The organism is Ruegeria halocynthiae (assembly GCF_900106805.1).
Lineage (GTDB): Bacteria > Pseudomonadota > Alphaproteobacteria > Rhodobacterales > Rhodobacteraceae > Ruegeria > Ruegeria halocynthiae.
The window spans coordinates 170,779-183,633 of sequence record NZ_FNNP01000004.1 but is presented as its reverse complement, the minus strand read 5'-3'; the positions used below and the strand labels follow the sequence as shown (position 1 = coordinate 183,633).

The following is a 12,855-nucleotide window of genomic DNA, read 5'->3' as shown; positions in this document are numbered from 1 at the left end:
TTAGTCCCTGCAGGGTTATGACAGATGCCGAACAGATCGATGAGGACGGCATGACCGATGCAACCGTAGAAGAGGCAGAAGCCCCTAAGAAATCAGGGAAAAAGGGCCTGTTGCTTGGCGTGATTCTTGCCATTGCGGGTGGCATAGGCGGCTATTTCATAACCGCATCCGGCCTGCTTCCGTTCGGAGACGCCGAGGTCTCGAAAGATACGGAAAAGAAGGGTCAAGAGGCGCCTTTTGCGGCATTGCCCGACGTAAGTTTTGTCGATCTTCCCGCAGTAATCATCTCGGTCAAAGCGGCAGATTCGCGGCACTTGAAATTTCACGCTCAGCTTGAGGTGAATGCAGACTACGCCGCCGAAGTCGAAAAGATGCAGCCGCGAATCATGGATGTCTTGAACAGCTATCTCCGCGCGATTGATCTGACAGTTCTCGAAGATCCGCTGGCTCTGATACGCATCCGTGGGCACTTGCACCGGCGGATCGGGATTGTCGTGGGCGAAGGGCGCGTGCGCGACGTTCTCGTGATGGAATTTGTGTTGAACTAGGAGGCGAAGGTGGAGCTGATTGCCGATATACTACTGGTTGCGGGCGCGCTTGGGGCGGGGCTGTACTGTTTCATTCTCGCGCGGCGCCTGCGGCGATTTACCGATCTTGAGAAGGGCGTCGGCGGCGCGGTGTCGGTCCTTTCCGCACAGGCAGAGGAACTGCGAAAATCGCTTGATGATGCGCGCCAGGCTTCGGACGATTCCGGGATCGCCCTGCAGGCGTTGACCGAGCGGGCGGAAACGGTCGCACAGCGGTTGGAACTGATGATGGCTTCGATGCACGATGTTGTGCAGGAGGAAGCTGCAGACCTCGACAAAGCCGAGGAAACGCCTCAGGACACACCGCTGGAGATACCCGAAGAGGGCGTCACCGAGCCGTCTGTCGAACCGACGCAGACCACCCTCGAGCAACCGCAAAAGAAACCGGAAGGTCTGATGTTCTTTCGACATGCCGCCACTTCTGGCGGAGCGGCACAATGACCCGTACCGGGGCCAACAGACCCAATCGTCGTCCACGCGGAGGCGTTCTAACAGTCATTTCACTGTTGATGATCGGGTCCGCCATCATTCGCATCGGACTAGAAGCCGGCCCCGCACTGGCCCGAGGCGCCGAACCCACGACGCCCCCTCAGGTTGATGCGAATGATCAGGAGACAGGTGCGGCGAATCTTCAGCTTTTGCTGACAGAATTACGACGTCGCGAGGATGAACTAAACCGGCGGGAAAACACGATCCTGGATCGCGAACGGGCCCTGGATATCGCCAATGAGGCGATCGATTCCCGCCTCGCCATGCTGCAGGAGGCTGAAGAAGCGCTGCGCGAAACGGTGGCAATCGCGGAACAGGCCGCCGAAAGCGATCTTACACAACTGACCGATGTTTATCAGAACATGAAACCCAAGGACGCCGCCGCCTTGTTCGAGACAATGGATGCGGTTTTCGCTGCCGGTTTCCTGTCACGTATGCCGCCTGACACGGCGGCAAATGTCATGGCCGGTCTCAGCCCTGAAGTTGCCTATACAATCAGCGTGATCATGGCGGGGCGCAACGCAAACGCCCCGCGGGAGTGAGCCTCATGTTCGACCATCCAAATACCTCAAACGCCGGAGACCCTTCATGATCGGACTCATTGGAATTGTCGTCATTTTTGTCATGGTGTTCGGCGGTTATCTGGCCGCAGGGGGTAAGATGACGATCATCATGAAATCCTTACCTTTCGAGATGATGATGATCGGCGGGGCCGCCGTTGGCGCCTTTCTGATCAGCAATGATATGGGCGGCGTGAAACACACGGCCAAAGATATGGCCAAAGTGTTCAAGGGGCCAAAATGGAAGCCCGAGGATTATCGCGATTTGCTGTGCCTGCTCTTTTCATTGATCCGGATCGCGCGTGCAAACCCGGTCGAAGTAGAACAGCATATCGAAGAACCCGAAAGCTCTACGCTGTTTTCGGCTTATCCCAGAATCCAGACCGATAAAGAGGTGGTGGACCTGATCTGTGACACGATGCGCTCGGCGGCGATGAATTATGACGATCCGCATCAGGTAGAAGAGGTTCTCGAGAAACGCATGGAAGCGAACTTTCACCACGCCATGCATTCCAGCCACGCGCTGCAAACCGTCGCCGATGGCTTGCCCGCCCTGGGCATTGTTGCTGCGGTTCTGGGCGTCATCAAGACGATGGGTTCGATCGATCAGCCCCCCGAGGTGCTGGGCAAGCTGATCGGTGGCGCGCTGGTCGGAACATTTCTGGGGGTTTTTCTAGCCTACGGGCTTGTCGGACCCTTTGCAGGCAAGCTGAAAGCAGTCGTTGAGGAAGACAACCACTTTTATCAACTCATCAAAGAAGTTCTGGTGGCAAACTTGCACAACCACAACCCGGCCATGTGTATCGAAGTTGGTCGTCAGAACACGCCAACGCATAATCGCCCGACCTTTTCCGAACTTGAGGACGCCCTTAAGGAACTCAAACAGGCTGCCGCATGATTCGGGTAATCGCATTCATCCTGATTGCCATTGGCACGAACGCCTCCGCACAGGCCTTGCGCGTACGATCGGGAGAGCATGAAGGATACACCCGCATAGTGGTGCAGGTGCCCCCGGGCACCGGCTGGGTTCTGGATCAGACCCAGACCAGTGCGCACCTGAGTATCGCTATTGATGAGGCCACGTATGATACCACAGCCGTTTTCAACCGCCTGTCCGGGAATCGTCTGAAATCGCTGAAACAATCTGAACCCGGTGCGGCATTGGAGATGACATTCGGTTGCGAATGCGTGGCCACGGCATTTCTGTATCGTCAAACTATGGTCGTCATAGACATCACCCCCGGAAAATTCATACCCAAAGCAGAAACGGTGGTGCCGACGCACAGCTTTCAGTCCCAAAACGTCACTGCGTCCGACCCTTTGCCGATTGAAATCCCGGCCACCGAACTGGCGTTACCCCTGCTGCGCTTAAGCCATCAGAATTTCGAAGACCATTTGACATCACGCATATTGCAAAGCGCCGACCGAGAGGTTGTCGATCTGGAACTAGCGGGCGTCGGGCGCAGGCACTCGAATGGGTTTGGCCCGCTGTTGACGGCGGAAGAGTTGGCGCCGAATCTGCGATTGTCTTCGGTTCTGGACGACGTTCAGGGGCTGAATAATCTTGCGATCCCGCAGCTTGACGCCAAACCCGAATGTATCACCGACAGCGAGTTGGCGTTCGAAACATGGTCGGGCACTCAGCCACTTCCTATGCAAGTTTCTGCGCTGCGGGTTGGCCTGTTTCAGGAGTTTGACCGGGTTGATCGGGTGCAGGTGCTGAAACTGGCGAAGCTCTATACATACTACGGATTCGGGGCCGAAGCGCTTCAGGCTTTGGCTTTGTTGCCGGACACTACGGCAGAGCAGCGCAGACTGTCCGCGATCGCATCCGTCATGGATGGTTTGGCAGTACCCGCATCAAATCCATTCGAAGGGCAGCAAAGATGTAATGGGTTTGCCTCCTTCTGGGCGCTGTTGACTGAAGGAACATTGCAGCCAGAAGCTGACCTGAATGCAATCGAACGCAGTTTTGGCCGACTTCCCCGACATTTAAGGCACCAGATTGGCTCGGATTTGGCCGAAATATTGGTTTCAGCAGGCCGACTGGAGGCATCGCGCCGCATATTGCGCGCAGTGGAGCGCGTGCTTGAAGTCAAACCAGTCGACGTGACGCTCACCGAAGCCCGAATAGCGGATGCAGCAGGAGAGGCGGATACGGCCGAATCGCTGTTGATTGACGTAATCTCTGCCCCCGATGCCGCGACCGAAGCACCGCTGGCGCTTGCGCACCTGATCCAGAAGCGGTGGTCGGACAGGGGCGCAATATCACCACGTGACCTCGGTTTGGCCGCGAGCTACGCGCGTGAGTTCAGGAATTCGGAACTTGGCCCAATGATGACGCGCGCTCACATATTGGCCATGGCTTTGTCGCAAGATTTCGACGGCGCGCTGAAACGTCTAGAAAACGCCGGTGAATCTGGTGAATGGCGGCTGTCACGTGATCAGGTGTATCAACTGCTTGCAGAGCGAGCGGACGATATCACCTTTCTACGACATGTTTTGGGATTGGGAGACAGCGCGCGCAATGCACTGGCGGTTGAGACAGCTCTGTCGCTGGCAGATCGATTGGCCAAGCTCGGGTTTTCAGCACAGGCACACGCGCTGGCAGACCGACCCCAGGATCAGGGCCTTCGCTATGAGAGGGCGCAGCTACGGGCGCGGGCGGCTCTGATGAACGACCGCCCACGACAGGCACTATTGGAAATCGCCGATGATAAGTCCGACACCGCTCTGCAGTTGCGGGCGCAAGCCATGATGCAGACTCAGGATTTCGAAGCCGCAGCACTCACCTTGCGGGAGGCTGGGAAGACCGAGGCTGCCGACCGCTACTCCTGGCTTGCCGGTTCCGATGATGCTGATGAAGGCGTTACAAACGTCTTCACTAATCTGGCACGTATCAGAGCAACCCTGACCCAGCCAATTGAGCGACAACCGGGCAGGCCGTTGGCGGACGCCGCAGCACTATTGCGGCAAAGCGCCAACGCGCGCGGACAAATCGCGGATATGCTTGAGATCGTGCAAGCCCACAATCCGAACTGATCCATGAGGTAATCCAACACATTTCAACCATCTCAAGAAGTATCGAATGGCTCTGCTGCGAAAGAATAGGCTCTAATAAGGAGATCTTGCGCAAACACAAACTGAAAAGTTCGTCCTTCAACCGGCAGGCGGGTCGTACAACAGGTCGGACAAATCGGAATAGCGTGCTCCCGGCAGGGTTAGCTTCAAGATAGCTGTACAAATCTTGTCGGCTCGATTGCCGCCCACGACAGGTGCTGCAAATTCGGTGAACTTATCGATGATCTCCTGCTGGCTCAGAGGCAGTTCAGGACCGCCTCGCGCGTTTAGATCTCCGGATTCATAAACTGTGCCATCTGAAATCTCGATCGCGACATCGGCCCATCTGCCTTCCGGAAACCGGGCCGAATGGCGCTGCCTCTCCGTAACTTCGATTCGGGACATCACCTGTGCCACCTCAGGATTGGACAGCCCTGCGCCCGAAATATGTTCTACCCCGATACGGCCATTGACAGCCTGAACGGCAACGGCAAAAGGCAAAGAGTATTGCGCCTGAGACGTGGTCTGGGGGTGGTTGGCGAACAAACAGGCCGCTTCGTGGAAGCTGTTGATGCGGATGGATGCGATCTGCTGATGCGATAGGCCGTGCCGATCCATCAGCAATCGCACGCCGTCAATGGCGGCATGGGCCCAACGGCAAATCGGATAGGGCTTGATATATTGCTGTTCGATTTGCCAAACGCTGCCCAGATCGGCCCAATACGGCGCAACCTGCATGGCTTCGATGGTGATGGCAGGGGCACCGGTAAAACCTCGTTCGGCCAGAACGGCGGCAGACAGCCCCACCAGCGCACCCCAGCCAGAGCCATCGTGCAGCATGGTCGGGTTTTCTATCTCGCGCATCATCTGGCTGCGGGGGCCGTGAAACTCGGCAATCCCAAGCGCCTGTCGGAGTTGCCCGGGTGATTGTCCGCGCAGACGCGCCGCCATCGCAGCCACGCCCAGCGCATTCCAGGCACCCGAAGTGTGGTAATCATTGACAGTCGCATGAAGCGCGAGACCAGCCCGGCCCGCGACCTCGTACCCGACGATCATGGTCGTCAGCGCCTCGGGCCCGGTCAAGTCGGGGCACTGTTCGGCCAATGCTGCCAGCGCTGGGACCACGGCAACCCCGATATGTCCTTTGACCGGGTTAAAGCCGTCATGCGCGTCCAGATTGTCGGTCTGTGTTGCAGTTGCATAGGCCGCGCCCGCCAGGCTGACCCGGCGCCCGTCAAACAGCATCCGCGCGCTATACTCAGGCTCTGCGCTGGCATACAGCAGGGCGGCGGTATCCCGGGCGATCCCACCGGCCTGCATAGGGCCCGCTGCGATCAGAACGCCGATCGTATCCAACAACAAGAGCGCCGCATTATCCCGAGCCGAGGCAGGCACATCCTCGACAGCGCTGTTCAGTGTGAATTCCATGACTTGATTGAGTGCATTGGTCATTGGGCTTGCTCCGCAACAATCGGGCTTGTCCCGCGCAGGCGATAACCTTCTGGATCGAAGGGTGGCGCAGTACAAATCCGCGCCTTATGCGGTCGACCCAGGATGTAGACCTCTACTATGTCACCCGGCCCGGCAACCTTGGGATCAGCAAAGCCAACTGCCAGCGATTTTCCCACTGAATACCCGTATGCCCCGGACGTCACACGCCCCACCGGTCTACCATCTGGTGCAAAGATCGGCTCTCCTCCGCTGGCATCGGCGTCAACTGCTTCAATTTCGAAAATCGAGAGTACCTCGCGCGCTGGTCTGTCTTTGACAGTCATATAGGCATCCTTGTGCAGAAAATCCTTATCCAGCTTGATTAGGCGATCCAGCCCGACCTCTTGCGGCCAATATTCCTGAGAATACTCGCGGCCCCACGAGCCATAGCCCTTTTCAATGCGCAGCGCGCCCAGTGCCCGGCCGCCGACCGGGCCACCGTTCAACGCTTTTGCAGCGTCCAGAAGCGCCGAATAGAGTCTGATTTGATCAGTCTCAGCGCAGTGAAGCTCCCACCCTAGATCCCCGGTGAAACTGACGCGAATGGCCAGGCAGGTGACGTCGGCAACCTCAATCGTGCGAGACCGCGTGAAACGGAAACCATCGTTGGACAAGTCGGCATTGGTCAACCGCTGCAGCAGCTCGCGCGCCTTGGGACCTGCGACGTTGAACCCCGCAATACGGTCGGTGGCGACCTCAAAGGTGGTGCCTCTGGGTAAATCGACCATGTTGAAAAAGCGTTGATGATAGCGCTCGGCCATGCCCGAGCCGATCATCATGTATTCATCCTGCGCAACCTTGGTGATGGTGAAATCCCCGGCTACGCCACCCCGGACCGAGATCACAGGCGTCAGGCGGGATCGCCCGACCTCGGTCGGTACCCGGTTGGCGACCAATCGGTCCAGCCAATTATGGGCACCCGGCCCTTTGACAACATAGTTGGCAAAGTTCGAGATATCGATGACGCCCACATTTTCCCGCAACATCCGCGCCTCGTGGCCCACGGGTTCCCACCAGTTTTGGCGCGTGAAGCCGTTGGTTTCCAACGTTCCGGGCTGGCTGGCGAACCACAGAGGATGTTCCCAACCGCAGTTTAAGCCAAAGACCGCGCCCATGTCTTTTTGCATCTCATATGCGGGTCTAACACGAGTGGGTCGGCCTGCGCTGCGTTCCTCGTTCGGGAAATGGATTGCAAAACGGTGAGTATAGGCATCTTCGACCCGCGCCTTGGTGAAAGCCTTATCCGCCCAATCGCCGAAACGGGCCAGATCCCAGGCAAACATGTCGTATTGCGGTTCACCTTCGATCATCCATTGCGCCGACAACAGGCCCAGACCACCCGATTGCGAAAAGCCCGGAATGATGCCGGTGCAACAGAAATAATTTCGCAACTCGGGAACAGGTCCCCAGATCGCATTGGAATCCGGAGACCAAATCATCGGTCCGTTGATCACCCGTTTAACGCCCGCGGTGGCGGCGACGGGTACCCGTTCGGTGGCGCGGATGACGTTTTCCATGATGCGGTCCAGATCATCGGGAAACAGGTCATGGGCAAAATCCAGCGGTGTGCCGTTTTCCGCCCAGAACCGCATATCTTTCTCATAAGCGCCAATCAGTAGCCCATTGCCTTCCTGCCGAAAGTAGTATTCGCCATCGCGATCGGCGATTGAGGGCAATCGGCGGCCAAGCGCTGCTACCTCATCAATGGCTTCGGTAACAAAGTACTGGTGCTCGGTCGGTTGCAGTGGCAATTCGATCCCGGCCAGGGCGGCAACCTCGCGCCCCCACAGCCCACCTGCATTCACCACCCATTGGGTGCGAATGTCGCCCTTTCCCGTGCGCACGATCCATGACCCATCGGACTGCTGTTCAGTCCCTATTACGGGGCAAAACCGCTCGATCGTGGCCCCCATGGCTCTTGCGCCCGCAGCATAGGCGTGGGTCACACCCGACGGATCGACATTGCCACCATCGGGTTCGAACATAATGCAGCGGATATCGTCAAACTGTGCTAGCGGGTGTAGTTCCCACGCCTGCTCGCGGCTGACCTCATGGAAATTCAGGCCATAGAACTTCGCCTTGGCCTCCTGCAGCCGCAATTGGTGCTCACGGTCTTTGGTCTGGGCCAAATACAGAGATCCGGACTGAAAGACGCCGCAACCCTGTCCGGTTTCCTTCTCCAGCTCTTTGTACAGGTTCATCGTATAGTGCTGGATGCGTGTGATGTTGTTGTTGTCGTGCAGCCCGTGAATATTGGCGGCCGCGTGCCAAGTTGACCCCGAGGTCAGCTCATCGCGTTCCAGCAGAACCACATCAGTCCAGCCAAGTTTGGCCAGATGATAGAGGATCGAACAGCCGACCAATCCTCCTCCGATCACGACGGCCTGAGCGTGGGTCTTCATGGGTTGATCTCCTGTTTGCGAACCAAACGCTTTCAGGAAAGTCAGCCACAGCCATGTGTCAGGGTATGCTCTGTTCCCGACGCGAAATGTCGGGAACAGGCTCTGAATGGCCGGTTTTGATTAGTAGGGCGCCTCAACATCATTCAATGAGACGTAAACTGTTTTCATCTCGCTGTAGTGATTGATCGCAAGTTTCGAGTTTTCGCGTCCCACGCCAGACAACTTGGACCCACCGAACGGAGCTTCAACCGGGGCGAGGTTATAGGTGTTGATATAGCACGTACCGGCCTCGAATCCGGCTACGATACGGTGGGCGCGGGTCAGATCGCTGGTAAAGACACCTGCGGCCAAACCAAATTCGGTGTCATTGGCGCGGGCCAGCACCTCTTCTTCGGTGTCGAAATCCAGCACCGACATCACGGGGCCAAAAATCTCTTCACGTGCGATTGTCATAGCGTCGGTGACATCGGCAAAGACCGTAGGTTGCATGTAGAAGCCATCGCCTTTGACCCGTTCGCCGCCAAAAACCAGACGCGCGCCTTCGGCCTTGCCTTTTTCGACGTAGCCAAGAGCGATATTCATCTGGTTTTCGCTGACCATCGGGCCAAAGTTGACCTCTTCATCCATCGGATCACCGATTTTCGCAGTGGCCAGGCGTTCAGACAAGCGCGCAAGGAACGCTTCTTTGATGCCCTTTTGCACGAACACCCGCGTGCCGTTGGAACAGACCTGCCCTGAAGAATAGAAATTGCCCAAAATCGCGCCCGAGACAGCGTTATCTATATCGGCATCGTCGAACACGATCATCGGGGACTTGCCGCCCAATTCCATGGTGACATGTTTCATGCTGCCGGCGGCGGCGGCATAGACCTTGCGGCCCGTAGGAACCGACCCGGTAAGCGAGACTTTGGCCACACGCAGGTCGGTCACAAGGCTGGCCCCCACATCCCCGTAGCCCTGCACCACGTTGTAGACGCCCTTGGGCGCACCCGCCTCGATCAGAATCTCGGCCACTTGCAAGGCTGACAGCGGTGTGGTCTCGGACGGTTTGAAAACCATTGAGTTGCCGCAGGCCAGTGCCGGCGCACCCTTCCAACAAGCGATCTGCGTTGGATAATTCCATGCGCCTATACCCACACAGACGCCCAGTGCCTCGCGGATGGTATAAACGAAATCACCGCCGCCCAAGGGTATATGTTCACCCGTCAGCGAGGCGGCCAGTCCACCAAAGTACTCCAACGCATCCGCACCGCTGGTTGCGTCTGCCACCAGCGTCTCCTGCAGGGGTTTTCCGGTGTCATGCGTTTCAATGATCGAAAGCTCATGGTTGCGATCCCGCATGATGTCGGCGGCACGGCGCAGCACCCGGCCCCGCTCGGTTCCTGACATGGCTGCCCAGGCCACTTGTGCCGCTTTTGCACTGTTTAGAGCCTGTTCCAGGATCTCTGGGGTGGCCGAATGCAGGCGCGCGATGATCTCGCCAGTGGCTGGATAGATAACGTCGATAGGGGCGCCACTGGTATCTTCGACATATTCGCCATTTATAAAGTGGCTGGCCTTGGGCTGAAACTTCATGCCGGTTCCTTTTTTGGTCGGATATCCCTTTTAAGCAAAGAGATAGAATGCTTTGCGAACCGGCTTATATTTTATTGATTGACCAGTCAATAAAATCAGTTTCTGGCAAGTTCCCGCCGATTCCAAAGGGCTTTCCCTTGAAAAGAATGGTTAATGTTCTACTTATGTTCTATGCAGTCAGAGGATCACCCGATGGCCCAGAACACGCAAAATACCGCTTTTGGCGGCCCCGCAAACGACTATCACCTGCTGCCCGTTACGGATCGGCAGATGCGCTATGCCCGCGCCATTGCGCAACAATCCGCACTGGAGATTCCGGTTGAGGCGCAGCATGACCGCAAATCCCTGTCAGACTGGATTTCGGCCCATAAACCGCAGGATCCGTCGCCTTTTGCGAACTACCCGACCGGTAAGCAGGTCACCTTTGCCGAGCGTATCTCGCGCGGCAAGCGTCGTCCGATCCCATCCGAGTGTTTCCGCGACAAGCAAATGATGTCGCGCTGGATTGATCAGAACAAATAGACCGGTCTATTTACCGTGATTGCGCGCATAGAGCGCCACAGCGGCCGCGACAAACATGCCCAGCAGGATATAGCCCGTCACTGCCTCGGCCACCGCCAGTCCGCGGCACAATCCGGTTGGGGACATGTCTCCGTACCCGACGGTCGTAAAGGTGACGTACGAGAAATACAGGATATCCGCAGGGCCGCTTGCCCCGACGACACAACGATCCTCGTACCCGAAAGCCCCGTAAACGGCGGCAAACAGGAATGGAACGACCTGAATAAATGATACCCCCATCAGAAACAGCATCCGGCGCGGGGATTTCACCTGTGTCACATAGTAGTAGGACTGCGACACCATCCAGATCACCAATCCGACTGATGCGGTTGTCCCGATTGTATCCCCTGCGGTGCTCTCGTTCAGACGCGACAGGCCGTACCAGGCAAGAAAACTGGCCAGGACCAGTCCGAACGCAGCCAGCAAGGTGGATTTCCATTCATCCAAAGTTCTGGGTTCGTGCGACATTTGCGCTCCGTCTTACTGATTTGATCGCATCAGGCCTGTTTCCGGCGCGGCCCGCAAGCTGATTTCAATCAGACCCCAAATGTTCCTGGCCCCTTACGCGGGCCAATTGGATTTGTTTCTGCCGCTCGCGAAAGCGCGCTTTATCCTGTTCTGAGGTTTCGCCGATACATCGATGGCACGACACGCCATGCTCGTATTCTGGGCGTTTCACATCTTCGGGCAGGATTGGGCGGCGGCAGCCATGGCACAGCTTGTGTGGCCCTTCAACCAACCCATGACCGACCGAGACGCGATTATCAAAAACGAAGCATTCGCCCTGCCACGTACTGTCTTCGGGCGGCGTCTCTTCCAGATAGCGCAGGATGCCACCTTTCAGGTGATAGACATCCTCGACCCCCTGCCCCAGCAGGAAGTTGGTGGATTTTTCACAGCGGATACCACCGGTGCAGAACATCGCGACGCGCTTGTTGTGAAAGCGCTCCTTGTTCTCCTCCCACCAGGTCGGAAATTCGCGGAAACTGGCTGTGTTAGGATCGATTGCGCCATCGAATGTGCCGATCGCAACTTCATAGTCGTTGCGCGTGTCGATCACCACCACATCTTCCGAGCGGATCAACGCGTTCCAATCCTCAGGCTCGACATAGTTCCCGACACTGGCACGAGGATCGACGTCGGGTTGCCCCATGGTGACGATCTCTTTCTTCAACCGCACCTTCATCTTGCCAAAGGGCGGATGGTCCGAGGTCGCCTCTTTCCAATCCAGATCGGCGCATCCCGGCAGAGCGCGGATATGCGCCAGAACAGCGTCAATCCCGGCGCGGGGTCCGGCGATGGTGCCGTTGATCCCTTCTTGCGCCAAAAGCAGGGTGCCCTTGACCAGATGCGCGCCGCAAAGCTCCTGCAAGGCAGGGCGCAGCGCGTCAGGGTCAGGAAAACGCGTGAAATGATATAGAGCAGCGATTGTATACATGTGCGCGATCTAATGCCCCCAGCAAAAACACACAAGAGACCGCATTGACGATCTACGCGGCGCGCCATACCGATAACGCAACTTAAGGAGGTCGCTATGTCCCATGCCCTGATCGTTATTGATGTTCAGAATGATTTCTGCCCCGGTGGTGCGCTGGCAGTTGCCGGAGGAAATGAAATCGTCGCCCCAATCAACGCCATCATGGACGATTTCGGTGCGGTGATCCTGACCCAGGACTGGCATCCGGCGGGCCATTCCTCATTCGCCAGTTCACATCCCGGCAAGTCACCGCTCGAATTGATCGAAATGCCCTATGGTCCGCAGATGTTGTGGGCCGATCACTGTGTGCAGGGCAGTGAAGGCGCGGCCTTTCATCCGGATTTGCGCACCGATGGCGATCTGATCATCCGCAAGGGCTTTCGCAGCGCTATCGACAGCTATTCGGCGTTTTTCGAGAATGATCATTCCACGCCCACCGGCCTGAAAGGTTATCTGGAATCACGCGGGATCAGACAGCTGACATTGGTTGGCTTGGCGACGGATTTCTGTGTGCATTACTCAGCCGTGGATGCAGCACAACAGGGGTTCGAAGTTACGGTCAGAACCGACCTGTGCCGCGCCATCGATATGGGCGGCTCTCTGGCTGCCGCCGAGCAGGCCATGCGTGATGCAGGTGTCACGCTGGCTTGATG

Annotated in this window: 12 protein-coding genes; 7 read left to right on the top strand and 5 right to left on the bottom strand. The window is 57.2% G+C overall.

Annotated elements, in window-relative coordinates; genetic code table 11:
- Positions 1–50 precede the first annotated feature (50 nt).
- The 5 genes from BLU89_RS13185 to BLU89_RS13165 are packed head-to-tail and all read left to right on the top strand — an operon-like array spanning position 51 to position 4,678.
- Entirely contained in the window at positions 51–548 is a 498-nt protein-coding gene (locus tag BLU89_RS13185) for a flagellar basal body-associated FliL family protein (RefSeq protein WP_074737393.1), read from the top strand.
- A 9-nt stretch (positions 549–557) separates the two neighbouring features.
- Positions 558–1,028, top strand: coding sequence for a hypothetical protein (locus BLU89_RS13180; RefSeq protein WP_074737297.1), 471 nt, complete (start codon positions 558–560; stop codon positions 1,026–1,028).
- Positions 1,025–1,618 carry a MotE family protein gene (locus BLU89_RS13175; protein ID WP_074737296.1) on the top strand — a complete coding sequence of 198 codons (594 nt, stop codon included), beginning with the start codon at positions 1,025–1,027 and terminating at the stop codon, positions 1,616–1,618. The genes BLU89_RS13180 and BLU89_RS13175 overlap by 4 nt, the downstream gene beginning before the upstream one ends.
- Before the next feature lie 46 nt (positions 1,619–1,664).
- Complete coding sequence (gene motA / locus BLU89_RS13170) at positions 1,665–2,534, top strand: flagellar motor stator protein MotA (protein ID WP_074737295.1); 870 nt, start codon at positions 1,665–1,667, stop codon at positions 2,532–2,534.
- Positions 2,531–4,678 (top strand): hypothetical protein, encoded by a 2,148-nt coding sequence (locus BLU89_RS13165; RefSeq protein WP_074737294.1) that lies wholly within the window; start codon positions 2,531–2,533, stop codon positions 4,676–4,678. Before motA ends, BLU89_RS13165 begins: the two co-directional genes overlap by 4 nt.
- A gap of 117 nt (positions 4,679–4,795) precedes the next feature.
- On the opposite strand, the gene BLU89_RS13160 is transcribed toward BLU89_RS13165, so the two are convergent.
- From BLU89_RS13160 to betB, 3 genes are all read right to left on the bottom strand, one after another.
- On the bottom strand, positions 4,796–6,148 hold the full coding sequence (locus BLU89_RS13160) for an MmgE/PrpD family protein (protein WP_074737293.1): 1,353 nt from the start codon (positions 6,146–6,148) through the stop codon (positions 4,796–4,798).
- Positions 6,145–8,589, bottom strand: a complete 2,445-nt coding sequence (locus tag BLU89_RS13155; protein WP_074737292.1) for a GcvT family protein — start codon at positions 8,587–8,589, stop codon at positions 6,145–6,147. The genes BLU89_RS13160 and BLU89_RS13155 overlap by 4 nt, the downstream gene beginning before the upstream one ends.
- A 120-nt stretch (positions 8,590–8,709) precedes the next feature.
- Positions 8,710–10,164, bottom strand: coding sequence for a betaine-aldehyde dehydrogenase (gene betB / locus BLU89_RS13150; RefSeq protein ID WP_074737291.1), 1,455 nt, complete (start codon positions 10,162–10,164; stop codon positions 8,710–8,712).
- 192 nt (positions 10,165–10,356) lie between these two features.
- On the opposite strand from betB, the gene BLU89_RS13145 reads away from it, so the two are divergent.
- Complete coding sequence (locus BLU89_RS13145; protein ID WP_074737392.1) at positions 10,357–10,686, top strand: hypothetical protein; 330 nt, start codon at positions 10,357–10,359, stop codon at positions 10,684–10,686.
- Between the two features lie 6 nt (positions 10,687–10,692).
- Here the strand turns inward: BLU89_RS13145 and BLU89_RS13140 are convergent, their stop codons facing one another.
- Both BLU89_RS13140 and trhO read right to left on the bottom strand, forming a co-directional pair.
- Positions 10,693–11,193 (bottom strand): potassium channel family protein, encoded by a 501-nt coding sequence (locus tag BLU89_RS13140; protein WP_074737290.1) that lies wholly within the window; start codon positions 11,191–11,193, stop codon positions 10,693–10,695.
- 64 nt (positions 11,194–11,257) lie between these two features.
- Positions 11,258–12,163: an oxygen-dependent tRNA uridine(34) hydroxylase TrhO gene (gene trhO, locus BLU89_RS13135; RefSeq protein ID WP_074737289.1), complete on the bottom strand. Its 906-nt coding sequence runs from the start codon at positions 12,161–12,163 to the stop codon at positions 11,258–11,260.
- Between the two features lie 96 nt (positions 12,164–12,259).
- Here trhO and pncA point away from each other — a divergent pair, with 96 nt between their 5' ends.
- Positions 12,260–12,853, top strand: a complete 594-nt coding sequence (pncA, locus tag BLU89_RS13130; RefSeq protein WP_074737288.1) for a bifunctional nicotinamidase/pyrazinamidase — start codon at positions 12,260–12,262, stop codon at positions 12,851–12,853.
- Positions 12,854–12,855: the final 2 nt, after the last annotated feature.

Coding starts and splice junctions, on each gene's coding strand:
- BLU89_RS13185 (WP_074737393.1), top strand. CDS start 51: ATGACCGATGCAACCGTAGAAGAGGCAGAAGCCCCTAAGAAATCAGGG.
- BLU89_RS13175 (WP_074737296.1), top strand. CDS start 1,025: ATGACCCGTACCGGGGCCAACAGACCCAATCGTCGTCCACGCGGAGGC.
- motA (WP_074737295.1), top strand. CDS start 1,665: ATGATCGGACTCATTGGAATTGTCGTCATTTTTGTCATGGTGTTCGGC.
- BLU89_RS13165 (WP_074737294.1), top strand. CDS start 2,531: ATGATTCGGGTAATCGCATTCATCCTGATTGCCATTGGCACGAACGCC.
- BLU89_RS13160 (WP_074737293.1), bottom strand. CDS start 6,148: ATGACCAATGCACTCAATCAAGTCATGGAATTCACACTGAACAGCGCT.
- BLU89_RS13155 (WP_074737292.1), bottom strand. CDS start 8,589: ATGAAGACCCACGCTCAGGCCGTCGTGATCGGAGGAGGATTGGTCGGC.
- betB (WP_074737291.1), bottom strand. CDS start 10,164: ATGAAGTTTCAGCCCAAGGCCAGCCACTTTATAAATGGCGAATATGTC.
- BLU89_RS13145 (WP_074737392.1), top strand. CDS start 10,357: ATGGCCCAGAACACGCAAAATACCGCTTTTGGCGGCCCCGCAAACGAC.
- BLU89_RS13140 (WP_074737290.1), bottom strand. CDS start 11,193: ATGTCGCACGAACCCAGAACTTTGGATGAATGGAAATCCACCTTGCTG.
- trhO (WP_074737289.1), bottom strand. CDS start 12,163: ATGTATACAATCGCTGCTCTATATCATTTCACGCGTTTTCCTGACCCT.
- pncA (WP_074737288.1), top strand. CDS start 12,260: ATGTCCCATGCCCTGATCGTTATTGATGTTCAGAATGATTTCTGCCCC.